This is a genomic window from Streptomyces sp. Ncost-T10-10d (assembly GCF_900091955.1).
Taxonomy (GTDB): Bacteria; Actinomycetota; Actinomycetes; order Streptomycetales; family Streptomycetaceae; genus Streptomyces.
Genome location: NZ_FMDF01000207.1, coordinates 14,962 through 38,206 on the forward strand (window position 1 = coordinate 14,962; position 23,245 = coordinate 38,206).

Consider the following 23,245-nt stretch of genomic DNA (forward strand, 5'->3'; position numbering starts at 1 on the left):
TGCGGTCGACTCAGTTTAACGAGCAGTCCGGAAACGCCCCGCCGATACCACATGGTGAGATGTCCCGCTCAACACGTGATCATCGGCGTGTCGCCCCGAACTGCTCGTACGGGGCTGTTGCCCGCCGATCGGGCCCCTACTCCCGTATGTGGCCTGGCCCACACACGCGGCGAGCCGGGTCCGCAATTCATGAGCCACCCACCTCCAGCGTGGACCGGAACCTTACGGTCCGCCCTTCGGAGGCCCCCGCCATGCGCAAGCCTCCGCGTGCTCGCCTGGGCAGCACTATCGTTGGCACCGGCCATCAGGATCGACTCTCTTTCGATCTGGTTCGGCAAGACCCCGGTTGGTGTTCGTGCACCGCCGGGGCCGTCCGTTTTTCGGATTGCGGATTCTTCAACGCGAACCCAGAACGCGCACACGCTGTGAATCAAGCAGATCACGGAACGTCACCCGCACGCGTGTGCGCGGGACTTGGGAGGGCGGGTGGGATCGAACCCAACCACCCATTCCTAAAGAAAAGGGCTCGGAGCCCGAGGCTTGAGCCCCGGGCCGGCCCGCGCCGATTCAGCCGCGAGTGACGGCGAAGGCAACGAAGGGAGTTCCAGTTGCTCCCGCCGGAGGTTGTGCGGGGGGCGTCCCGATCGCGGCCACGCGAATGGCGCTGCCACAGACCGAACAACGTGACACTCGGACGTCGAGTGCCACGTTGCTGTGAAGGGTGGGTGGGCGCCGGGCGTTACTGCACCGGCCGCAGCCCCAGCGGGCCCGCGATCTCCTCGGCCATCACCCGGCCCGCCTCCTCGGCCAGCTCGTCGTCGGCGGTCTCCGAGTCCGTGTCCAGGCCGTCCAGCTCCTGGAGGGGCTGGTTGAGGCGGATGTGGGCGATGAGGGACTGGAGGGCGCGCAGAGTGGCGGATGCGGTGGAGCCCCAGTTGGAGAAGTAGGAGAACTGCCACCACCACAGCGCCTCGGTCGTGCGGTCCTCTTCGTAGTGGGCCAGACCGTGGCGCAGGTCGGTGACCAGGTCGGCCAGGTCGTCGGAGATACGGGCCGGAACCGGGGCCTTGCGGGGCTCGTACGGGTCGAAGACCTCGGAGTAGACGTCGATCGGCTCCAGCAGGGCGGCGAACCGCTCGCGCAGGCCGTCGGCGTCCGGCTCGGCGCCCAGATCCGGCTCGTAGCGCTCGTCGGGGACGATGTCCTCGTACGCACCGAGCCTGCCGCCCGCCAGCAGCAGCTGGGAGATCTGGAGCAGCAGGACGGGGACGGCCTCCTCGGGCTCCTCGACCTTGGACACCTCGGTGACCGCGACGATGAACGTCTTGATCTGGTCGGCGATCTGGACGGCGAAGTCGTCCGGGTCCTGCGTGACGGAGTTCAGCGTGGCGTCAGACATCGAGGGGACCTCCCGTGGGCACGGTCGCGAACGGTGAGTAGAACATAGCGTCGCTGAACGTAAAGCCGTCGTGAGCCGATGCAAGAACATCGGGCGTCGCCATCGTGAAGGCATCAGACATCGAGCAGGCGCCTCCCCTCGAAGGCGCGGCCCAGGGTGACCTCGTCCGCGTACTCCAGGTCGCCGCCCACCGGCAGGCCGCTGGCCAGCCTGGTGACCCGCAGGCCCATCGGCTTGACCATCCGCGCCAGGTACGTCGCGGTGGCCTCGCCCTCCAGGTTGGGGTCGGTCGCCAGGATCAGCTCCGTGATCGATCCGTCGGCGAGACGGGCGAGCAGCTCGCGGATGCGCAGATCGTCGGGACCGACGCCCTCGATCGGGCTGATCGCGCCGCCGAGCACGTGGTACCGGCCCCGGAACTCACGGGTCCGCTCGATCGCGACGACATCCTTCGGCTCCTCGACCACACAGATGACCGTCTGGTCGCGGCGCGCGTCGCGGCAGATGTTGCACTGTTCCTGCTGGGCGACATTGCCGCAGACCGAACAGAACCGGACTTTGTCCTTGACCTCCAGGAGGGCATGGGCAAGGCGGCGCACATCGGTCGGCTCGGCCTGCAGGATGTGGAAAGCGATCCGCTGCGCGCTCTTGGGACCGACGCCGGGCAGCCTGCCCAACTCGTCGATGAGGTCCTGAACCACGCCTTCGTACAACGGAACGCCTTCCTGGAATGAGCTATGAATACAACTTACGAGTTCGGATCGCAGGTCAGAAGAGATCTGGAGGATCAGAAACGTCAGAAGGGGAGGCCGGGCATGCCGCCCAGACCCTGGGCCAGCGGGCCCAGCTTCTGCTGCTGGAGCTGCTGCGCGTTCTCGTTCGCTGCCTGGACTGCGGCGACGACGAGGTCCGCGAGCGTCTCGGTGTCCTCCGGGTCGACGGCCTTGGGGTCGATCACCAGAGCACGGAGCTCGCCGGAGCCGGTCACGGTCGCCTTCACCAGACCGCCACCCGCCTGACCCTCGACCTCGGTCCTGGCCAGTTCCTCCTGGGCCACGGCGAGATCCTGCTGCATCTTCTGAGCCTGCTGCAGCAACTGCTGCATATTGGGCTGACCACCACCGGGAATCACGGTCACTCCTGGCAATTCGACGACAAAATGTTTCGGTACGCCGAGCCTACGTGGTCACCGTGCAGCGCGCCCCACCCACTGGCGAGCAACTCTTTCGAGTGAGTTTCAGGCAACGTCGGCGGGACTCCTATACCTGATCACAGCCCCTGCAGACCCGGCAATACCGCGATTTCGACCCCACGGCCCACCATTCGGCGGTAGGAAGGGCTTGCACTCAGGACACACAGGCGCACCGCCCGTCACGCAAGGTTACGTACGCGGGACAGTCGGCAACGCCGGAGAGCAGTGATCAGCCCACCGTCGAACACACCGCCACACATCAGGCGTCGCTACGCAGAATGCAGAGGAGTACCCCGGTGAGTCAGCCGGAGATGCAGCCCGAAGGGCCGCCCCGCAACGAGCCCGGTTCGACCGGCTCGGGCTCCGGCGCACGCGGCCGTGGCGCGCGGGGCCGGGACCTGACCGGCACGCCGTTCCCGCTCGGCGACTGGGGCGAACCCGCCGAACGCCTCGACGAGCTGTACCGCTGGGTCGAGGCCGATGCGCTGCACACCGCCGACTGGTATCTGCGCGACCGGATGTGGAAGCGGCGCGGGGCCAGGGCGCTGCGGATCGGTACGGCGGCCGGGGCGGTGGCGGGCGCCGCACTGCCGCTGCTCGATCTCACCGGGGCGCTGGGCGGGGCGGCGGGCTGGGGCTATCTGTCGCTGCTGCTGGGCGCCGCGTGCATGGCCTGCGACCGGTACTTCGGCCTGACCTCGGGCTGGATAAGAAACCTCGCCACCGCCCAGGCCGTGCAGCGGCGCCTTCAGGTGCTGCAGTTCGACTGGGCGTCGGAGTGCGTGCGAGAGGTGCTCGGCCCGACCGAGGGGACGGCCAGCGAGGCCGCCGAGCGGTGTCTGGGAGTGCTGCGGCGGTTCTCGGAGGACATCACGGAGCTCGTACGGACCGAGACCGCGGACTGGATGGTGGAGTTCCGGGCCGGGCCCGCGCCGATGGGGATGCAGGCGCTGTCGTCGGGCAGCGGGGGCGGCGGCCGTGCGGACCAGGGGGCGCCGCCGGGACGGTTCCCGATGCAGACGATGGCCCGGCCGAACATGCCGCGGCAGCGGCCTCCGGAGTCACCCCGGTGATCCCACCGCGGTGACACCGGAGGCGCATGGCTTCCTTGATGCCGGCACTCGTACCCGTGCCTGCACCTGCACCTGCACCTGCTGCACCCGGTACCGGTATCTGCTCAGCTGAAGATGATCATGGAGCCTTGGGCGAGGCTGCGGGTGGCCGCCGCGTGCAGGCCCAGCCAGACGTGCCGCTCACGGGCGAACGGACTGTCGTCGTACGGAATCGGGCCCGCCGACTCCTCCAGGGAGGTCGGTGCGGCGGGCGGCAGCGGGGCGGCCGGCGGGTTCGCCGGGTCGATGCCGATGGACCATGCGACGAACTCCAGCTCCCGCAGCAGCCCGTGCGCGGAGCCGAGCGGGCCGCCGCCCTCCAGCAGGTCGTCGTTGGAGAGCGGGACGGCGAAGTCCAGCGGAACGTACGCCCCAGCGTGGTCGTAGTGCCAGACCAGGTGGGACTGCCGGGCCGTCGCCTCGAACATCTCCAGCAACTGCTCGTAGTCCCCGCCCAGTTCGTCGACGGGCGTGACCGCGAGGCCGCTGAGCTGGAGCAGATAGGCGCGGCGCAGGAAGTGCAGTGCGTCGTAGTCGAAGCCCGCGACCGGGGCGACCTCGCCGGTCAGGCCCGGCATGTAGGCGTACACGGGGACGGGCGGCAGCCCGGCCTCGCCCAGCGCCTTGTCGTAGACGGCTATCTCTTCGGCGAACGGGTTGTCGGGGCTGTGGCACAGCACATCGACGAGGGGAACCAGCCACAGGTCACAGGCCACGAAGTCTCGCTCTCCCACGGGTGCGCATCGGAATATTCACAACGGTCGGGACAGCGTAATGCGGCGGGCTCGCCGCGCACAGTGGCCGAGGGTTGCGGGTAGGGGCCGGTCGGGGCCCGTGGCCCCGGCCGACATGGCCGGCGCGTGGGGGCTGCGGCTCCTGACGGCATGGTCGGCGCGTGGGGGCCGTGACTCCTGACGTACGGTCAACGCGCCTGCGCCTCTGTCTCCTGACACACGATCAGCGCCTCTGCTGTTCTGCGTCTCCTGACACGCGGTCGGCGAGCCGGGGACGGTGGCTCCTGACATGCGGTCAGCGTGTCTGGGGCTCCGACGACCCGGGGGGCGGTGCCTGCCCGGCCGGTTGCGGGCCGTGGCCCGGGTGCGGGAGGTTTCCGGCCGCGAGCCGGTCCGCCCAGTTCAGCGCGTGTGTGTTGAAGTCGTCGATCACCGCGCGCACCGCGTCGTGGCTGCCGAGCGTGACCGCCGCGACCAGTTCCGGATGGCCGTGCCAGAGCCAGTCCCGGGCGCCCGCGTCGTGGCGCAGGTACGGCACCGCGAACACCCAGGCCTGGACACGCAGCCGGTGCAGGAAATCGTTGATGTACGTGTTGCCCACGAGCGCGCCCAGTTCGCGCCAGAAACGCAGGTCGTAGCCGATGAGGATGTCGAGGTCGCCACCCTGCGCCGCCCGTGCGGCCTCCTGGGCCCTGCGGCGTACGGAGACCAGGCAGTCCGGGTGCCTCGCCGTCTGCGCGGACGACAGCGTGGGCCCGTGGAAGATGCCGCGGATGACTCCGTTCATGACCAGGGTGCGGGCCTCGACCATCGACCGGTAGTCGGCGACGGTGAACTCACGCACCCGGAAACCGCGGTGCTGATCCGATTCGAGCAGGCCCTGCGCGGAGAGATCGAAGAGCGCCTCGCGTACCGGAGTCGCCGAGACACCGTACTGCTCGGCGATCTGCTTGACGGTGAACTCCCGTCCCGGCTGCAAACGCCCGGCAAGCACTTCGTCACGCAGCGCGTCCGCGATCTGCTGCCGCAGCGTACTGCGGGTTACAGCTCCGCTCGCGCCCATGGCGCCCCTTCCCCTTTTTCGGCTTGGGTCACCTTAAGCCAGGGTCGCCGTGCCCGGATCCGGGCAGGGGAGGGGCGCCGTACTGCTGGGCTGCGCGGACCCGCCGCTACACGGTGTACTCGTCCGCGACCGACAGCGCCGCGTCGAGAGCCGCGAGGCCCTCCTTGGCCTCGGCCTCGGTGACGTTGCAAGCCGGAACGGCGTGGGTGCGGTTCATGTTGATGAAGGGCCACAGGCCGTTCTTCTTCGCGGCCGCGCCGAAGGCCGCCATGGCCGCGTTGGCCTCGCCCGCCGCGTTGTACGGGACCAGCGGCTCGCGGGTCTCCTTGTTGCGGACCAGGTCCAGCGCCCAGAACGCGCCGAGGCCGCGGACCTCGCCGACCGACGGGTGGCGTTCGCCGAGCTCGCGCAGGCCGGGGCCGAGGACCGTCTCGCCGATGTGGGCGGCGTTCTCGATGACCTTCTCGTCCTCCATCACGTGAATGGTGGCGACAGCGGCGGCGCAGGCCAGCGGGTGACCGGAGTAGGTCAGTCCGCCCGGGTAGGGGCGGGTGTCGAAGGTGGCGGCGATCTCGGCGGAGATGGCGACGCCGCCGAGCGGTACGTAACCGGAGTTGACGCCCTTGGCGAACGTCATCAGGTCCGGCACCACGTCGAAGTGGTCGGCGGCGAACCACTTGCCGGTGCGCCCGAAGCCGGCCATCACCTCGTCGAGGACGAAGACGATTCCGTACCGGTCGCAGATCTCGCGGACGCCCGCGAGATAGCCCGGCGGCGGCGTCATGATGCCCGCCGTGCCGGGGATCGTCTCCAGAATGATCGCGGCGACGGTGGCGGGGCCCTCGAAAGCGAGGGTGTCCTCCAGGTGCTGGAGCGCGCGGGCGCACTCCTCGGCCTCGGTCTCGGCGTGGAACGGCGAGCGGTAGAGGAACGGGGCCCAGAAGCGGACGACGCCCGCCGAGCCGTTGTCGGACGGCCAGCGGCGCGGGTCACCGGTGAGGTTGATCGCGGTGGAGGTGGCGCCGTGGTACGAGCGGTAGGCGGAGAGCACCTTCGTACGGCCGGTGTGCAGCCGGGCCATCCGGACGGCGTTCTCGACGGCCTCCGCGCCGCCGTTGGTGAAGAAGATCTTGTCCAGGTCACCGGGGGTGCGCTCGGCGATGAGGCGTGCGGCCTCGGAACGCGCCTCGATCGCGAACGCAGGGGCGAAGGTGGCGAGCTTGCCCGCCTGCTCCTGGATCGCGGCGACGACGGTGGGGTGCTGGTAGCCGATGTTGGTGTAGACGAGGCCGCTGGTGAAGTCCAGGTAGCGGTTGCCGTCGTAGTCCCAGAAGTACGCCCCCTCGGCGCCGGCGACGGCGAGCGGGTCGATCAGGCCCTGGGCGGACCAGGAGTGGAACACGTGCGCGCGGTCGGCGGCCTTCACGGCCGCACCGGCAGCGGGGTCGACATGCGGGGCATGAGGGGCATGAGGGGTCATGCGGTGAGCGTAGGTCGCGCCGGGAGCGGCTCGACATGGCCACCTTGTATGGCGTGGGGCGCTTTGGTGGGCAGGGTGTCGGGTCGGCGCGATGGATGGGGCGGGCAGCGGGAACCGGGGGCCGTCCGGTGGCCGTCTCTGTGACGGGCGCAGAATCCGGACCGTCCGGCGATTGAGGACGGAGCAGGAGGCAGGACGGGGGCGCCCAGCGGACGGGCCCGAAAACCACGCCCGCCGGGGGCACAGCGCGCGCCGCTATTCTCAACGCGTTCCGGCGTATCGCCGCACGGGGGAGGACGCGCACCATGGAAAAGCTCGGGCCCACCGACCCACAACGCATCGGCGCCTACCGCCTGCTGGGCCGACTCGGCGCAGGCGGCATGGGCCAGGTCTATCTGGCCCGCTCCGACCGCGGCCGCACCGTGGCGATCAAGCTGGTACGCCGCGAACTCGCCGAGCAGCAGGAGTTCCGCGACCGCTTCCGCCAGGAAGTGCACGCCGCCCGCCAGGTCGGCTCCGCCTGGACCGCCCCCGTGCTGGACGCCGACACCGAGGCCGCCGTGCCCTGGGTCGCGACCGGGTACGTCGCCGGGCCCTCCCTCCAGGCCACCGTCTCCGGCCGCGCGGGCGCCCCCGTGGGACCGGCTTCCGGTGCGTACGGCCCCCTGCCCGAGCGTTCGGTCCACATCCTGGGTGCCGGTCTCACCCACGCCCTCCAGGCCATCCACGCCGCCGGGCTCATCCATCGCGACCTCAAGCCCTCCAACATCCTGCTGACGATCGACGGACCGCGCGTCATCGACTTCGGTATAGCCCGGGCACTCGACACCGTCGCCGAAGGCGGCGGCATCACCCGCACCGGGGCCCTGGTCGGTTCGCCCGGCTTCATGGCGCCCGAGCAGGTGCGGGGCGAGCGGGTGACCCCGGCGTGCGACGTGTTCTGTCTCGGCTCGGTACTGGCGTACGCGTCGGCCGGCCGGCTTCCGTTCGGGACGTCCGACAGCGGCGCGCACGCGCAGATGTTCCGGATCGCGCAGGAGGAACCGGACCTGACCGGCGTCCCGGTGGACCTCGTCGAACTGGTCAGGGACTGCCTGCACAAGGACCCGGCCGCCCGCCCGACGACTGACGCCATCCTGGAACGCCTGGCCGCCGGCGACACGGCGGAGCCCTGGCTCCCGGGCGTACTCATCGCCCAACTCGGCCGCCACGCCGTGGAACTGCTGGACTCCGAGGACCCGGAGGAAGCTGCCGAGGCGGCAGACGCGGCACCGGCAATATCCGCGGCGCCCCCAGCTCCCGAGGTGCCCGAAGCCCCCACGGACCGCCCCGCCCCGCAGACGCCCGGCGCCGGCCACACGCTCCCGATGGCCGGCACCCCGACGACGACACCCGCGCCCGCGCCCGCCCCGCCCCACGGGCCGCCCTCCCCCGCGTACGGCTATCCGCAGCCGCCCGCCCAGCCGCAGCCCGGCCAGGCCTTCGGCACCCAGCAGAACTACGCCGGGTACGGATATCCGCCGCAGCAGCAACCCGGCTCCGGCGTCACACCCCCGTACGGCCCCGGCTACCCCGCCGTCCCGCAGCCCGGCCCCGAACCCGCCCGCCGCGGCAGGGGTTCGACCATCGCCCTCGTCGCGATCGCCGTGCTCGTCGCCATCGGTGCGGGCGGCTCCGTCTACGCGTTCATGAAAGACAAGGGGCCGACACCCAATCCGTCCCCCACCGCCTCGGACTCCCCCGTCACCGACGATCCGTCGTCCCCGGAGGCGGACCCCTCCCCCTCCGACGAGAAGAAGAACAACGACGGCCCCATACCCGCCGGCTACCTCGGCACCTGGTCGGGCTCCATCGACAACGCCGCAGGCCACTCCACCCGTGAACTCGTCATCCGGCAGGGCACGGTGGGCCGGACTGTCCTCACCCTCACCGCGGACGGCCCGCTCGACGGCGGCGGCTCCTACCACTGCGTCTTCCGGGCGGACCTGACCGCGGAACCGTCCCCGACCGGCCCGGTGGAGGTCGGCCCCTCCACGGTCGTCTTCGGCGAACCCATGACGTCCTGCACCGCGGGCAAACCCACCACGCTCACCCTGCTCCCGGACGGATCGCTGCGTCGCGAGAACACGGACACCGGCGAGAAGCTCACGTACACCAAGGCCGACTGATCAGCCCAGCAGGGCGGACGCCGCGTTCAGCAGCAGCAGGGTGTGGACGAACCGGTCCTGCGCGGTCGGCGGAAAGTGCCACGCCAGCGGCCAGGTACGGCCGGTCAGGGCGGGGATCGGTACGTAACTGATCCGGCCCACCGCCGCGTTCAACGGAGTCGCCCCGGCCGGCCAGGACTTGCATACGGTGGTGCCGGCCGGAACGAGGAAGTACACCGCCCGCCGCCCGTTCGCCTCGGTGACGACGGGCCCCGGCTCACCGCCCGTAATCGCCTCCATCAAGAAGGCGAGCCGCCTCCCTTCGTCACCGTCCACACGCACGGCGTCGAATTGCACGCCCGCCTTGCGGAGTTGAAATCCGGAAGCCGGAATCCATTCAGGTTTCAGTTCACTTTTCGGCGCATTCACGGGACCAGTCTGTCCCCGGATGGCTAGCGTTTCCCTTGACTGACGAGGGGCGTCGCATACCCGTTGACCTGCGTGAACTCCTCTGAATCTCAGTTGAGTTCGGCAGGGTCGGGTAGTGACCGGTTGAGACCGGTTGAGTCGAAAAGGGATCGCAATGGCGCGAGCGGAAAACAAGGAAACGGCGAGTCCGACGGTGCAGATGGTGGCCGAGGTGGCCCGCGCGATGCGCATCAAAAGGAAGTTGACCCAGGAACAGCTGGGCGCGGAAATCGGCTACTCGGCGGCGGCGGTCAGCGCGATGGAGACATGCGCACAGCCCGCGAGCGACCACATGCTCGCGGCCCTGGAGCGCGTGCTGGGTGACGGCACCGGCATCTTCGAGAGCGCACGCCGGTACGTACGGATGGAGAAGTACCCAGAGCAGTTCAAGAACTACGCGCTGCTGGAACAGGACGCAGTGCGACTCCAGTTGTACGCGACGCTCGTCGTGCACGGTCTCTTCCAGACGGAAGAGTACGCAGGAGCCCTGATCGGGGGCGGCTACCCGCCCCTCCCCGACCGGCGGGTGGCGGAACTGGTCGAGGCGCGGATGGCGCGCAAGGCGCTCTACGACCGGGAGCCGGTAGCGCTGATCGAGCTGGTTCTGGAGGAGGCTGTCCTGCGCCGGACCATCGGCAGTGCGGAGATCATGCGGGAGCAGTTGCGGTATCTCGCGGATTGCGCGAAGCGTCGTAACGTCACGATCCAGGTGCTGCCGCTGGACTGCGGGCTGAGTGGCGAGCACGCGGGAGACAGGGGCGACATGAATCTGGTGGAGAACCCGGACCATGACCACCTGCTCTTCCTGGAGGTCCAGGACGAAAGCCTGCTGATCAGGGATCCTGCGGAGGTGAGTACACGTGTCCATCGATATGCGAAGATCCGGTCACAGGCCCTGGGTCCTCGTGAATCGCTGGGCCTCATCGAGCGGTTGGCGGGAGACGAGGAATGAGCAGCACCCTGCAGTGGTTCAAGTCCAGCTACAGCGACAGTGGCGGCGGTAACTGCATCGAAGTCGCCTTCGACTGGCGCAAGTCCTCGTACAGCAGCGGCAGCGGCGGCGAGTGCATCGAGGTCGCCACCTGCCCCCACGCCGTCCACGTCCGGGACTCCAAGGTGCCCGAAGGCCCCACCTTCGCGGTCGCCCCCGACGCCTGGTCGACGTTCCTCACCTGGGCGAACTGACGGTTGGCGGGGTCGGCGACGTCCCGGCCCCGCAAATGTGTACGAGATGTGGACGCCATGCCATACCCTGCGTTCCTGGGCCGCACCCCTCTCTCATCTTCGGGTGCCACGCGGCCCTCTTACCGTGGGGGTATACATCATTTTGCGTACGCGCAGAATCTCGGCCGCGACCTCGCTCGCAGTCCTCTTCAGTTCCGTGGTCCTGGTCGGCGGTGCGGCGAATCCGGCCGCTGCCGACTCCAGCAAGATCCTTCCCGCCGCATCGGTCGGCGACATCGTCGCGGACGGTGTGCACCAGCGGGTCTTCATCAGTGACCCGACCGGCGGCAAGGTCCTCGTCGCCGACTACAACGGCGCGGTCGTCGCCACGATCTCGTCTCTGCCGGGCGTGACCGGTCTCGAACTCTCCGCAGACTCCGGCACGTTGTACGCGGCCGTGCCGGGCGCCGACGCCATCGTCACGATCGACACCGCCGCTCTCAAGGAGTCCGCGCGGTACGCGACCGGCAACGGCACCGACCCGAAGTTCCCGGCGCTGGCGGGCGGGAAGCTCTGGTTCGGGTACGGCGGGGGCGGTTCGGGCCACATCGGTTCGCTCGACCTGTCCGGCGCCGAACCGGTCGTCACCCTGGACCACGAGACGAACGGCACCTGGTACGCGGCCCCGACCCTGGCATCGACGCCCGGTGCGCCGGACACGTTGGCCGCCGGTATCGAGACCCAGAGCCCGACGTATCTGGCCGTGTACGACGTGTCCTCGGGCACGGCCACACGCACCGCGTTCCGGTCCACGGACGGGGGCAATCTGCGCGACCTCGCGCTGACACCGGACGGCAAGCAGGTCGTGGTGGCCAGCGCCGCTCCGTACCTTCACCAGGCGTACAGCGCGACGGACCTCACGCCGGGCATCGCGTATCCGTCCACCTCGTACCCCAATGCGGTCGACATCGCTCCGAACGGCATGGTCGCCGCCGGATCGTTCGCCTGGTACGACCCGGACGTCTACGTCTACAAGCCCGGTGTCACCAGCAAGCCGGTCCGGACGTACGAGTTCCCCAACACCGGGAACAGCAGCGGCTCGGACACCCTGGAGGACGCGGGCCTGGCCTGGGCGCCGGACACCAGCCGCCTGTTCGCCGTCACTGTGAACAGCAACGGCGTCCGCTCGCTGCGGGTGCTCACCGACGCCGTCAAGTCCGCGACCACCGTCACGGTCAACGCCCCGGCGAAGTCGGAGCGCGGCAAGAAGCTCACCGTCACCGGCCGGGTGAAGTCCGACGGCGCGTTCCCGACGGGCGCCACGGCCACGGTGACGCGCACCGACATCGAGTCGCCCAAGGGCAAGACACTTCCCGCGGTGACGCTGAAGTCGGACGGCAGCTTCTCCTTCACCGACACCCCGACCGCGGGCGGCCAGGTCACCTACAAGGTGTCGTACGCGGGCGACGCCGCCCACTCCGCGGCGTCGGGTTCCGACAAGGTCGCCGTCCCCCGGGCGGCCACCTCGCTGACCCTGAACCACAACAAGGCGCTGTACTCCTACGGCACCGACGTCTCGTTCACCGCGCATCTCGGCAAGACGTACAAGAACCGCACCGTCGAGCTGTGGGTGGACCCGTTCGGTCCGGACAAGCCCAAGAAGCTGGTGAAGACCGACAAGGTCAACTCCAAGGGCAATCTGTCCACCACGGTCGACATGACCCGGGACACCACCGTCACCGCCGTCTTCAAGGGCGACGGCCGGTACACGTCCAAGACGGTCACGTCCACGGCGTACGCCAAGGTGAAGGTCTCGACCTCCGTCTCCAAGCAGTACAAGACGGCCAAGATCGGCTCCACGTCGTACGCGTACTTCCACAAGAAGACCAACCCGGTCTTCACCACGACGATGAGCTACTACAAGAACCGCTCGCACAAGCTGTCCCTGCAGTTCTACTACCAGGGCACGTGGTACGACGCGGGCTCGCAGTACTTCAAGCTCGGCACCAACGGCAAGTCCGTCGTGACGCTCACCGGCACCCATGACACGGGCTACCGGATGCGCGTCCGTGCCTCGTACGTGAACGGCACCTCGGGCGACACCGTGAACTCGAACACCAACGGCTCCTGGAAGTACTTCATCTTCACGAAGTAACCGGGCAGACAGGCCGACGAGCGGCCGGTACGTGTGCGGGGCCGGGCAGGTTGCCCGGCCCCGCTCGCATGCCCCGCCCTCCCGCAACAGCACCCCTTCCGCGCAACGTGACACCTCCCCCTCCACCTGTCACGTTCGCGTCGGCACCTACCGCCGCATCCGACCGACCCCGCGCCGGCCACCCGTCCGTGCAACATGACACTCACCCCCATACCTGTCACGTTGTACAACGACCCCTATGGGTGGGAGCGGGGTGAAGCCGCCCGTACGGACCGGTTCCTGCGCCAGCCTCGCCCCATGCGCCCACGTTCTTCGTACAAGGCACCACCGTCACAGAGCCTGATCTACTCCGCCGTGCTGCAGAGCATGGCCGAACACGGGCCCCGCAGAATGAACATGGCCCTCGCGGCACGCATCGCCGACACCGATCGCCAGTTGCTCTATCGCAACTGGCCCGATCGCAATGTGCTCGTCCGCGAGTCCGCCGAAAGCGAGCTGCAACGCGTCCTGTTCGTCGCGAGCGACCTGCGCTCCGAGCAGGAGGGCCTGTGCCGGGTCGCCGAGCAGATCGTTCGTGCCGCCCGGATGGCGCGCGAGCACCCCGTGACCCGGACGACCGTGCGGACCGACCCGGACCTGCTGCGGAGCGCCCTGCTCGATACGGACACACGGTTGCACGGGCGGGCCAGGTACTGGCTGGGCGGCCTGTTTCCGGGACCGTTGGCGCGGACGATTCCGCACATGTACCGGCTGCCGGACGTCCTGCTCACCGTCGCGGCCCCCTTCGCGCTCACACCGCCGGAGGAACCCCACACGGACTCCGAACGCTCGCAACTCGACGCCCGGCTCCGCACCGCACTGCACATGTGCCTCGGCATCGCCCCGGACTGCCCCTGCACCGCCACCCCGCCATGAGCCGACACGCCACAAGTCCTGCTGCCCTCACCGCCGTTCCGGCAGCCGGTCGTGGTCCCTGGCCGTGCCGGATACGCAGCCGCGCGATCAGCCCGGCCTGGTGGTCCGGACGCACCGGCACCCCGGCGAGACGGTCGTACGGGACCGCCCCGGGCCCATCGCTCCGGACCAGCCACCTTCGTCCTAGACCAGCGGCTTCGCCGACATCAGCAGGTGCTGGTGAGCGGGGTGCGACGCATCGTCCGCCGCGTCCTCCCGGGACGACCGGCCGGTGACCATCGCGCGCTGGCCGGGGCCCATCAGGTCGAACCGGACCACGGGTGCGTCGAACGAGGCCAGGGCGTCCATCAGGTACGAGGGGTTGAAGGCGACCGTCAGTTCATCGGTGCCGTCGAGGACGGCAGGCAGACGTTGGGAGGCGACGTCGTCCTCGTAACCCGCCTGCAGCAGCACCGAGTCACCGGAGAACGTCAGTTGGAGCGGGCTGCCGCCCTCCGCGACCACGGCGACGCGCTTGACGGCCTCGACCAGGGGGGCCCGGTCCGTCACCGCAGAGACGGGGTCCACCATGGCGAACAGCTTGTCGTGGCGCGGAAGTCGGCCGTCGAGCAGACGCACCGTGGTGCGCATCCCGGCCAGTTCGAAGCCGGCCGAACCACCGTCCAGTGCGAGTCGGACCATTCCGGCCCGGCCGAAGGAGCGGGCGATCTCGGTCAGCCTGCGGGCGGAGACCACGACATCGGCCGAGACACCGTCCTTCCCGGGCTTCCAGAGGAGCGTGCGTACCGCGAACCGGTAGCGGTCCGTGGCGGCGAGCGTCATCGTGTCGCCGTCGAGCGCCAGGCGGATACCGGTCAGGATCGGCAGCGTGTCGTCCCGGCCCGCCGCCACCGTGACATGGGCGACGGCCGCGGCGAACTCCTCCGCGTCCACCGCACCAAGCACCTCCGGCAGTGACGGCAGCGCCGGATAGTCGTCGAACGGCAGCACCGAGAGTCCGAACCGGGCACTGTCACTCGTCAGCGAGAACCGTGAGCCCTCGACCGCGCACTGCACCGCCCCCTCGGGCAGCACCCGGCAGACATCGAGCAGCCGACGGCCCATGACCAGCACCTTCCCGGCCCGTACGGTCTCCGCCTCCACCTCGATGCACGCGGACGCCTCGTAATCGAGGCCCGAGATACGCAGCCGGCCGTCGGAAGTCTCCAACAGCAGCCCGCCCAGCACAGGAACGGGCGAGCGCGTGGGCAGCACCCGGGCCGCCCAGGCCACGGCGTCGGTCAGTGCGCTGCGCTCAATGCGGAACTCCATGGCGGCGGCCTCTCCCGGTCGTCTCTGATCGTGGTCGTGATCGTGAGCCGACACTAGGGGCCACCACTGACAACGGGAGAAGGAAGAACGGTCGCGGCCGACGACAGCGGCCACCCCCGTGAGCCGCGGCCGTCGTCCCCGTGCCCCTCCCCCGAAGAGCCCCGCAACCGAGTTCGGACTCTAGGACTTCGGGTACGCGACAGAAAGATTCAGTTCGCACTGCGTGGGCCGTCAGAGGTAACAGTCCGCACAGCCGGACCAGTACGCTGCACTCCGGTTTTTGGCAGGAGCGCAGGAACACGGAAGCGCAGGAACACAGAAGCGGAGGATGCGTGCACGCGCGGGAACGGGCCGACGACGTACTGCGGATGCACCGGCTGGCCCGATCCGGCGGATCGCAGGAGCTTCTGCGCTGGGTGTCCGGCCGGGCGGAGGGCTGGGCCGGACTGCTCGACGGTGACGGCACCGTTCTGCACTGCGTGACCCGGACCGCGGACCGTACGGGCGTCGAGGCCGCCGCGCTGGCCACCGAGGGCGTCAGGGAACTGGCGTCACTCGACGCGCACTCCTTCTCGTTCGACAAGGGGCCGCACACCGCGTTGCTTTTCCCGCTCGACGGCCCGCCGAACGTCTCTCCCCCGTTCCTGGCCGTCGTCGCCCCGCGCCCGCTGCCGGACGGACTCGTCACGCTTCTCTCCGATGTGGTGTTGCCTCTCGCCATGTGCTGGGCCGCGGAGACCGTGGAGCGCAGGCGCCGCCGCGTGGACCTCGCGGAGTCCCGCAGCCGGGAAGCGGTGCTGCATCTGCTCATGACCGGCCAGCTGTCCATCGCGCGTCAGGTGGCGGGTGCGCTGAAGCCCACGCTGCCCGACCCCGTCCGGGTGTGCGTCGTGGAGTGCCCGGGCGGGCGCCGGGACGAGGTGGCACGGATCTGCGCGGAACTCTCCGGCGGCCGGTCCTGGATCGTGCGGTGTCCGGTGTACGCACGCCATCTGATCCTCGTCGTGCCGGCGGGCCCGGACGTGGCCGAACAGCAGCTCGGTCTCCGGGTCGCCGACGTGGTGGACGAGTGTGTCGTGGGGGTGAGCGAGGACGTACCGCTGTCCGACACGGCGACCGGATACCGCCAGGCGTTCCATGCCCTGGCCGTGGCCCGCGGGCTGCCCGCCCGGCATGCCCGCTTCGGCTCGGCGCCGGAGGCCGCCCTGGTCGCCGGTGCGAGCGGCGCGCAGTGGGCGGATGCGCTGCTGAACCCGTTGCTCACGCATCTCCCGCGGCGCAGCCATGACCCGGGCAGCCAGGAGCTCGCGGCAACCCTCTCCTCCTGGCTCGCGTTCTCCTCGCACGCGACCCAGCATCTGAAGATCCACCGGAACACGCTGGCCGCACGGCTCCGGCTGATCGGCAAGCTGCTCGGCCTCGACCTGAACCGGGTCGCCGACCAGGCCGCCCTCGACCTGGCCCTGCGCATCCGCGCCACGCCCACCGTGCTCAGGACAGTCGGCCCGGCCGGGGCAACACCTGCGTCGCCCCGCCGGCTGGACGACATCCTGCGCGGCCCGGCCGTCCAGGAATGGGCGGCCCAGCAGCTGCGCCCGCTCACCGCGTCCCGCTCTTCCCTGACCGCCGCCGACCCGCGGGCGACGCTCCGTACCTGGCTGGAGTGCGAGGCCCGACTTGGCCCGACGGCGGCCACGTTGGGGATTTCGGTACCGGGGGCCCGTAAGCGTCTCGCGCGGCTCGAGTCGATTCTTCAGCGCTCGTTGCTGCAGACACCGAGTGCTCGTTATGACCTGTGGCTGGCCTTCCGGGCCCTGGACGTAGCGGGAGCGGACGCCGCCCGGTGAACCGAGACGGGGGGCGTGACCGGCCGGGGCCGGGCACGCCCCTCGTCGGGTGAGGGGATGCGCAGTCTGCAGATCCGCACACCGCGGATCCACGGATTGCGGATATACGGGCTGCGGGTCAGCAGCTCAGGTTGGAGCCGGGGGTGGTACCGAGGATCGATACGAATGCCCGGTAGCGGTCGATACGGCTCTGGACCTGGGCGGGGTTGCCGCCGTTGCACTCCAGGGAACCGTTGATCGAGCGGATGGTCTCGCCGAATCCGGCACCGTTCACCATGGCGTTGTGGGCGGTCATGGTGCCGGGGCCGTTCTGGGTGTTCCAGTACCAGAGGCCGGTCTTCCAGGCGACCGAGGCGTTCTGCTCGACCAGGTACGGGTTGCCCAGCAGATCGATGCCGAGAGCGTCACCGGCGGCCTTGTAGTTGAAGTTCCAGCTGAGCTGTATCGGGCCGCGGCCGTAGTACGCGGACTGGCCGGCCGGGCAGCCGTAGGGCCGGCTGCTGTCGCAGTAGTGCGGGTAGTTGGCCGTGTTCTGCTCGACGACGTACACCAGACCGCCCGTCTCGTGGCTGACGTTGGCGAGGAACGCCGCCGCCTCCTGGCGCTTGACGGTGTCGCTGCCGGTGTTCGCGAAGCCCGGGTAGGCGCTCAGCGCCGCAGTCAGTCCGCTGTACGTGTAGAACGGATTCCGGTTCGGGAACATCTGGTTGAACTGCGCCTCGCTGACGACGAAGCCGGACGGGGTGCCCGGGTCCGTTCCGCCGCCACCGCCGCAACTGCCCTGGTCCGCCCAGACGTCGGAGCTGCCGGGGGTCTCGTTCTGGGTCCACCACTTGGCGGTCCAGTTGTGCCCGTTGTAGGAGGCCGATCCACCGCCGGTGTAGACGGACGAGGAATTCCAGGGTGCCGCGCAGTCGGCTGCCGCGGCGGTGGTGGCAGGGAGAACGACGACCATCGCGACGACCGCGCCCAGCGCGGCCAGCAGGCCCATGATGCGTCTGATCACGTGATCACTCCTTCGGTGCGGCGCACCGAGCTGGACGGTGCGCCGCCATGGGGGGTGACGGTCACTCAAGCGCCGCTGGTCTGAACCTGTCAAGGTCTAGACCAACATCGGGAAACCTTCCCGAAAGAGCGTTCGCGGGCGGGCCCGCAGCACATTCGCGCCGCCGGACCCGCTCTCAACAGGAGGAATTCCGGACGGAGTTCATCCGGATCACGCGCCGCATGCCGGGCGGGCCCGAAGGTAAAACCTTCGGGCCCGTCCAGCATGCGAAACGTCGGACCGGTCGGCCGGTCAGCGGCCGGCGGCACCCGGGCCCGGCCACCCGCGTCAGGTCAGGGTGTCGAGCCAGCGGACGAGGCGGGCGCCCTCGCGGGTCATGATCTCCGGATCGCGCAGAGCACTGGAGAGCAGCGACATGCCCTGGTAGGCGCCGACGAACGTCAGCGAGAGACCCTCGGGGTCGGCCACCCCCATCTCACGGAACTGCCGCTCCACCCAGTCCAGCAGACGGCGGATGACCTGACCGACCGACAGGTCGAGACCTCCCTCGGCACGCTTGTCGAGTTCGACGGCGAGGGTGCCGGTGGGACAGCCGTAGCGGGCCGCGGTGTCGCGCTGCCCGACCCACGCATCCACGAGGCCCTTCAGGCGTTCGCGCGGATCGGTGAGCTGATCGAGGCGGCCGGTGAGGGCTTCCAGGTGCCTGGTGTGTTCGGAGAGGGCAGCTTCGACCAGCTCACCCTTGGTCTTGAAGTAGTAGTACACGTTGCCTGCCGGGACGTCGGCGGCCTGGGCGATGTCCGCGATGGTCGTGCGCTCCACGCCCTGCTCGTGCAGGACCCGGGCGGCGGCCGCCATCAGCCGCTGCCGCTTGTCGGCGGCCTTCGCCCGAGGGCGCCGGGAATCCACTGAGTCAGTCACCCGACTAACTATAGACAGCGACCGGTCCGACTGTGCTAGCGTCCCGTCAACGAAGTAAGTGAGTTGACTAACTAACTCGACTCACCGACTCATTCTCAACGAGGGAGACCGGCATGATCGTGGTGACAGGTGCGACCGGGAACGTCGGGCGGGCGCTGGTGCAGGTGCTGAGTGATGCCCGGGTGCCGGTGACGGCCGTGGCCCGGCACATCACCGACGCCGATGTGCCGCCGGGGGTTCGGGCGACGGCTGCCGACCTGGCCGAGCCGGCCGGTCTGCAGGGCGCGTTCGACGGGGCGGAGGCGCTGTTCCTGCTGGTGGCGGGCGACGACCCGCACGGCATTCTCGAGGTGGCGAAATCCGCCGGGGTGCGCAAGGTGGTACTGCTGTCCTCGCAGGGTGCGGGAACCCGTCCGGAGGCGTACCGGCATCCCCTTCTGTTCGAGACGGCCGTACGGGAGTCCGGGCTCGACTGGACGGTTCTGCGGTCGGGCGGGATGGACACCAATGTCCTCGCGTGGGCCGAGTCGATCCGTACCAGGCGGGAGGCCGCAGCACCGTTCGGTGACGTCGGTCTGCCCTTCGTCGACCCTGCCGATGTGGCTGCGGTCGCCGCCGTCGTCCTGCGCGAGGACGCTCACGCGGGTGCCACGTACACCCTGACCGGTCCCGCGCCGACCACCCCGCGCGAGCGGGCGGCGGCGATCGCGGCCGCGCTGGGCGAACCGGTGCGGTTCACCGAGCAGACCCGCAAGGAGGCCCACGCGCTGATGGCGCGGTTCATGCCGCTTCCCGTGGTCGAGGGCACGCTGGCCATCCTGGGCGAACCCACCGAGGAGGAGCAGCGGGTGAGCCCCGATGCCGAGCGTGTCCTGGGCCGGGCGGCGGGCAGCTTCGCCGCGTGGGCCGAACGCAATGCCGCGGCCTTCCGCTGAACACTCCGAACCGCACCACCGGGCCGGGCAGGCCCAAGTCGTCCACGGCGCCGCGGCATTCGGCCGTCAGCAGCACAGCCGGGAGCCCGGCGCCGTACCGAGGACGGCGGTGATCCGCTCGTGCGTGGCGACCCGGGCCGCGGATCTGAGCCGGGGGAACGGCCAGGACGTGATCCGTACGCACGGGCATCTGCCGTGCGCGACCCCGAAGGGGCTGCGGATCTGCGGCAAGGACTGACCGGACGCCGAGAGGGCCGGGACTCACCGTCCCGGCCCTCTCGGCGCGTTCGCCGCTCCTGCAGGAACTCCTACAGGAAGGAGTTGATCTCGATGGTCTCGGTGCGGCCGGGGCCGACACCGATCGCGGAGATCGGGGCGCCGGACATCTCCTCCAGCGCCTTCACGTACGCCTGCGCGTTCTTCGGCAGATCAGCGAAGGTCTTGGCCTTCGTGATGTCCTCGGACCAGCCCGGCAGCATCTCGTAGACCGGCTTCGCGTGGTGGAAGTCGGTCTGGCTGTACGGGAGCTCCTCGACGCGCTTGCCGTCGATCTCGTACGCGACGCACACTGGGATCTGCTCCCAGCCGGTCAGCACGTCCAGCTTGGTGAGGAAGAAGTCGGTGAGACCGTTGACCCGGGTCGCGTACCGCGCGATCACCGCGTCGAACCAGCCGCAGCGGCGGTCGCGGCCGGTGGTGACACCGCGCTCCCCACCGATCCGGCGCAGCGCCTCGCCGTCCTCGTCGAGCAGCTCCGTCGGGAACGGGCCGGCGCCGACGCGGGTGGTGTACGCCTTGAGGATGCCGATGACCCGGCTGATCTTCGTCGGACCCACGCCGGCACCGGTGCAGGCGCCGCCCGCGGTCGGGTTCGACGAGGTGACGAAGGGGTACGTGCCGTGGTCGACGTCGAGCAGCGTGCCCTGGCCGCCCTCGAAGAGGACGACCTTGCCCGCGTCGATGGCATCGTTCAGGACCAGCGTCGTGTCGGCGACGTACGGCTTGATCTGCTCCGCGTACTGGAGCATCTCCTCGACGATCTTGCCCGACTCGATGGCGCGGCGGTTGAAGACCTTGGCGAGGAGCTGGTTCTTCTGCTCCAGGGCCGCCTCGACCTTCTGCTCCAGGATCGACTCGTCGTAGAGGTCCTGGACGCGGATGCCCACACGGTTGATCTTGTCGGCGTACGTCGGGCCGATACCCCGGCCGGTCGTACCGATCTTGCGCTTGCCGAGGAACCGTTCCGTCACCTTGTCGACCGTGACGTTGTACGGGGTGATCAAATGGGCATTACCGCTGATCAGCAGCTTGGACGTGTCCACGCCGCGATCGTTCAGCCCACTCAGCTCGGAGAGCAGGACGGCCGGGTCGACGACGACACCGTTTCCGATGACCGGGGTACACCCCGGCGAAAGGATTCCGGAGGGGAGGAGATGAAGTGCGTACTTCTGGTCACCGACGACCACCGTGTGGCCGGCATTGTTGCCGCCTTGGTAGCGCACCACATAGTCCACGGATCCACCGAGGAGGTCGGTGGCCTTTCCCTTGCCCTCGTCACCCCACTGAGCACCGAGCAGCACAAGTGCGGGCACAGGCGTACACCCCTTCCGGGCGGGGCATGTCCAAGGTCAGGGGGCGTACGTAAACGTCGTACATGCCGTACGACGATGTACGACAAGGCCTGAACCGTCGAACCGGGTGCCCCGGAATAGACGAAGCCCCTGGCGCAATAGCGCAAGGGGCTCTTGCACCAAGATGCTACCCGAGGAAGGACCGAGGTGTCGGCTGCCCAGCCCCCCGGCGACGGTGCGCACCAGCTGCTGGTGGTCATCGACCCGGTAGCCCGCCGGACCGACGGCGAGTCCGTCCGTATCGCGAAGGACGTGCTCAGCGCCGGTTCGCACGCCAAGATCTGCCTGCCCGACGGGCCCGAGGAGTTCGCCCGGGCCTTGTCCCGCCGGGGCAGTCGGCGTCCGGTGGTGGTCGGCGACGACCGGGCGCTGCGGCGGGCGGTGTCCCTCCTGCACCGGGAGCGGGAGCCGGCCCAGGCCGCGCTCTCGCTGATTCCGGTCGGCGCCGCGGCCGCGCTGGAACTCGCCCATTCGCTCGGCGTGCCCCTGGGCGCGGTGGCGGCGGCGCGCACCGCACTGGACGGTGCCGTGCGCAGGCTCGACCTGCTGGTCGACGACAGCGACGGCGTCGTCCTGGGCGCGCTGCGCATCCCGGCCCTGGGCGCGCTACCGGGCGCGGTGGCCGCCCATACGGGGGTCACGGCGGTCTGGGACACCTGCCGCACCCTGGTCCGCACCCTGGTGCGCCCCACCCCGGCGACGCCCCCCGCCCCGCCGCGCACACACCGGCTGCGGGTCGAGGCGGACGGCGTCCTGCTGAACGATCTGGACCGCCCGGTCGAGTCGGTGACGGTGACCTCGCAGGGCGGCGACGGGGGCCTCGCGGAGGTGGTGATCCGCACTCCGGCGTCCGAACCGGTCACGGCGGAGGCGAAGGCCGTCACGGTCTCGGGCGCGGACTTCCGCTACCGCGCGGACATACAGGTCGGCGGCCCGGTCCGGACGAGGACCTGGACGGTACGGGCGGGGGCCTGGGGGCTGATGTTGCCGGTGGGCGAGGGATAGCCCCGGACGGGGAGCCTCCGGCACGGGGCGGAAGAGTGAGGGGCGGGGTATGCCGGACGATGCGGACAGACCGGGAGCGGGCGCCGGCGCGGGAGCGGCGGTTACCTGGGTCGGGGGCCGTGGGGACGACGCCGGTCGCACTCGATCTGCCGGTGACGGGCGCCGTGCGGGGCCGTCAGGCGTGGCTGCGGCCGTCGGCCGTCGGCAGGTCGAGCGTCTTGCGGTGCTCGCGCCAGCGTTCCATCATGCCGCCCAGCTCCGACTGGACGAACTCGAAGAACGCCACTGTTTCGGCGAGGCGGGCGCCGGCCGGGGTGTGCTCGCCCAGGGTGCGGGCGCCGTCCTTGAGGGTGTTCTCCCAGCGGGTGAGCACCCGGTCGCGCTGGGTGAAGGTGGTGTACCAGACCTCGTCGTGCACGCGGTAGCGGTCCCGGCGCGAGCCCGGGTCGCGTTCGCGGCCGACCATGCCGACCTGCGTGAGGTAATTGACCGCGCCGGACACGGCCGCCGGGCTGATCCGCAAGGCCATGGCGAGCTCGGCGGAGGTCATCGAGCCGTCGTCGTCCGCGAGGAGCGCGGCGAAGACGCGGGACCCCATTCGCTGCATCCCCGCCTCGCTCATGTCGGACGCGAACCGCTCCACGAACCGCGACACGGCTTCCGCGTCACGCCCGTCGCCCATGTTCTGTTCGGTTTCGCTGGTCATGACCCGATCGTCTCCCCTGATTCCCAAGCCCCCGCCGCAGCCCCAACTTTATAC

Annotated in this window: 22 protein-coding genes; 10 read left to right on the forward strand and 12 right to left on the reverse strand. The window is 69.8% G+C overall.

The window, feature by feature from the left end; all coding sequences use genetic code 11:
• Positions 1-739 precede the first annotated feature (739 nt).
• The 3 genes from GA0115254_RS35305 to GA0115254_RS35315 all read right to left on the reverse strand — a co-directional run bounded on the left by GA0115254_RS35305 (position 740) and on the right by GA0115254_RS35315 (position 2,531).
• Positions 740-1,399: a DUF5063 domain-containing protein gene (locus GA0115254_RS35305; protein WP_093899341.1), complete on the reverse strand. Its 660-nt coding sequence runs from the start codon at positions 1,397-1,399 to the stop codon at positions 740-742.
• Between the two features lie 113 nt (positions 1,400-1,512).
• Complete coding sequence (gene recR, locus GA0115254_RS35310) at positions 1,513-2,112, reverse strand: recombination mediator RecR (RefSeq protein ID WP_093899342.1); 600 nt, start codon at positions 2,110-2,112, stop codon at positions 1,513-1,515.
• 83 nt (positions 2,113-2,195) lie between these two features.
• Positions 2,196-2,531 carry a YbaB/EbfC family nucleoid-associated protein gene (locus GA0115254_RS35315; protein ID WP_093899343.1) on the reverse strand — a complete coding sequence of 112 codons (336 nt, stop codon included), beginning with the start codon at positions 2,529-2,531 and terminating at the stop codon, positions 2,196-2,198.
• A gap of 356 nt (positions 2,532-2,887) precedes the next feature.
• Between GA0115254_RS35315 and GA0115254_RS35320 the strand changes: the two genes are divergently transcribed.
• Positions 2,888-3,664: an SLATT domain-containing protein gene (locus tag GA0115254_RS35320; RefSeq protein WP_176740417.1), complete on the forward strand. Its 777-nt coding sequence runs from the start codon at positions 2,888-2,890 to the stop codon at positions 3,662-3,664.
• A gap of 104 nt (positions 3,665-3,768) precedes the next feature.
• Here the strand turns inward: GA0115254_RS35320 and GA0115254_RS35325 are convergent, their stop codons facing one another.
• From GA0115254_RS35325 to GA0115254_RS35335, 3 genes are all read right to left on the reverse strand, one after another.
• Positions 3,769-4,419 carry a hypothetical protein gene (locus GA0115254_RS35325; RefSeq protein ID WP_093899344.1) on the reverse strand — a complete coding sequence of 217 codons (651 nt, stop codon included), beginning with the start codon at positions 4,417-4,419 and terminating at the stop codon, positions 3,769-3,771.
• Positions 4,420-4,732: 313 nt separating this feature from the next.
• Entirely contained in the window at positions 4,733-5,500 is a 768-nt protein-coding gene (locus GA0115254_RS35330; RefSeq protein WP_093899345.1) for a GntR family transcriptional regulator, read from the reverse strand.
• Positions 5,501-5,606: 106 nt separating this feature from the next.
• Positions 5,607-6,980 carry an aspartate aminotransferase family protein gene (locus GA0115254_RS35335; protein WP_093899346.1) on the reverse strand — a complete coding sequence of 458 codons (1,374 nt, stop codon included), beginning with the start codon at positions 6,978-6,980 and terminating at the stop codon, positions 5,607-5,609.
• Between the two features lie 305 nt (positions 6,981-7,285).
• On the opposite strand from GA0115254_RS35335, the gene GA0115254_RS35340 reads away from it, so the two are divergent.
• Positions 7,286-9,148: a serine/threonine-protein kinase gene (locus tag GA0115254_RS35340; protein ID WP_093899347.1), complete on the forward strand. Its 1,863-nt coding sequence runs from the start codon at positions 7,286-7,288 to the stop codon at positions 9,146-9,148.
• Here the strand turns inward: GA0115254_RS35340 and GA0115254_RS35345 are convergent, their stop codons facing one another.
• Complete coding sequence (locus tag GA0115254_RS35345; protein ID WP_256102945.1) at positions 9,149-9,484, reverse strand: hypothetical protein; 336 nt, start codon at positions 9,482-9,484, stop codon at positions 9,149-9,151.
• A 226-nt stretch (positions 9,485-9,710) separates the two neighbouring features.
• Between GA0115254_RS35345 and GA0115254_RS35350 the strand changes: the two genes are divergently transcribed.
• The 4 genes from GA0115254_RS35350 (at position 9,711) to GA0115254_RS35365 (ending at position 13,829) form a co-directional block, all read left to right on the forward strand.
• Positions 9,711-10,547, forward strand: a complete 837-nt coding sequence (locus GA0115254_RS35350) for a helix-turn-helix domain-containing protein (RefSeq protein ID WP_093899348.1) — start codon at positions 9,711-9,713, stop codon at positions 10,545-10,547.
• On the forward strand, positions 10,544-10,780 hold the full coding sequence (locus GA0115254_RS35355) for a DUF397 domain-containing protein (protein ID WP_093899349.1): 237 nt from the start codon (positions 10,544-10,546) through the stop codon (positions 10,778-10,780). Before GA0115254_RS35350 ends, GA0115254_RS35355 begins: the two co-directional genes overlap by 4 nt.
• 142 nt (positions 10,781-10,922) lie before the next feature.
• Positions 10,923-12,914 carry a hypothetical protein gene (locus GA0115254_RS35360; RefSeq protein WP_093899350.1) on the forward strand — a complete coding sequence of 664 codons (1,992 nt, stop codon included), beginning with the start codon at positions 10,923-10,925 and terminating at the stop codon, positions 12,912-12,914.
• Positions 12,915-13,211: 297 nt separating this feature from the next.
• Positions 13,212-13,829 carry a hypothetical protein gene (locus tag GA0115254_RS35365; RefSeq protein ID WP_093899351.1) on the forward strand — a complete coding sequence of 206 codons (618 nt, stop codon included), beginning with the start codon at positions 13,212-13,214 and terminating at the stop codon, positions 13,827-13,829.
• Between the two features lie 183 nt (positions 13,830-14,012).
• Here GA0115254_RS35365 and dnaN read toward each other — a convergent pair whose 3' ends face one another.
• Positions 14,013-15,140 (reverse strand): DNA polymerase III subunit beta, encoded by a 1,128-nt coding sequence (gene dnaN, locus GA0115254_RS35370; RefSeq protein WP_093899352.1) that lies wholly within the window; start codon positions 15,138-15,140, stop codon positions 14,013-14,015.
• Between the two features lie 368 nt (positions 15,141-15,508).
• On the opposite strand from dnaN, the gene GA0115254_RS35375 reads away from it, so the two are divergent.
• Positions 15,509-16,987 (forward strand): PucR family transcriptional regulator, encoded by a 1,479-nt coding sequence (locus tag GA0115254_RS35375; protein ID WP_176740430.1) that lies wholly within the window; start codon positions 15,509-15,511, stop codon positions 16,985-16,987.
• Between the two features lie 118 nt (positions 16,988-17,105).
• Here GA0115254_RS35375 and GA0115254_RS35380 read toward each other — a convergent pair whose 3' ends face one another.
• Both GA0115254_RS35380 and GA0115254_RS35385 read right to left on the reverse strand, forming a co-directional pair.
• Positions 17,106-17,993: a glycoside hydrolase family 19 protein gene (locus tag GA0115254_RS35380; protein ID WP_093899354.1), complete on the reverse strand. Its 888-nt coding sequence runs from the start codon at positions 17,991-17,993 to the stop codon at positions 17,106-17,108.
• Positions 17,994-18,320: 327 nt separating this feature from the next.
• A complete protein-coding gene (locus GA0115254_RS35385) occupies positions 18,321-18,914 on the reverse strand; it encodes a TetR/AcrR family transcriptional regulator (RefSeq protein WP_176740418.1) in 594 nt (197 codons plus the stop codon).
• 113 nt (positions 18,915-19,027) lie between these two features.
• Here GA0115254_RS35385 and GA0115254_RS35390 point away from each other — a divergent pair, with 113 nt between their 5' ends.
• Positions 19,028-19,849 (forward strand): SDR family oxidoreductase, encoded by an 822-nt coding sequence (locus tag GA0115254_RS35390; protein WP_093899355.1) that lies wholly within the window; start codon positions 19,028-19,030, stop codon positions 19,847-19,849.
• Positions 19,830-20,087: a hypothetical protein gene (locus GA0115254_RS35395; RefSeq protein ID WP_093899356.1), complete on the forward strand. Its 258-nt coding sequence runs from the start codon at positions 19,830-19,832 to the stop codon at positions 20,085-20,087. Before GA0115254_RS35390 ends, GA0115254_RS35395 begins: the two co-directional genes overlap by 20 nt.
• Positions 20,088-20,157: 70 nt before the next feature.
• On the opposite strand, the gene GA0115254_RS35400 is transcribed toward GA0115254_RS35395, so the two are convergent.
• Positions 20,158-21,441, reverse strand: coding sequence for an adenylosuccinate synthase (locus GA0115254_RS35400; protein ID WP_093899357.1), 1,284 nt, complete (start codon positions 21,439-21,441; stop codon positions 20,158-20,160).
• A gap of 186 nt (positions 21,442-21,627) precedes the next feature.
• Between GA0115254_RS35400 and GA0115254_RS35405 the strand changes: the two genes are divergently transcribed.
• The gene (locus tag GA0115254_RS35405; RefSeq protein ID WP_093899358.1) at positions 21,628-22,485 is read left to right on the forward strand and encodes a diacylglycerol kinase family protein; all 858 of its coding nucleotides are present in this window, start codon (positions 21,628-21,630) and stop codon (positions 22,483-22,485) included.
• A gap of 175 nt (positions 22,486-22,660) precedes the next feature.
• On the opposite strand, the gene GA0115254_RS35410 is transcribed toward GA0115254_RS35405, so the two are convergent.
• Positions 22,661-23,191 carry a GbsR/MarR family transcriptional regulator gene (locus tag GA0115254_RS35410; protein ID WP_093899359.1) on the reverse strand — a complete coding sequence of 177 codons (531 nt, stop codon included), beginning with the start codon at positions 23,189-23,191 and terminating at the stop codon, positions 22,661-22,663.
• Positions 23,192-23,245: the final 54 nt, after the last annotated feature.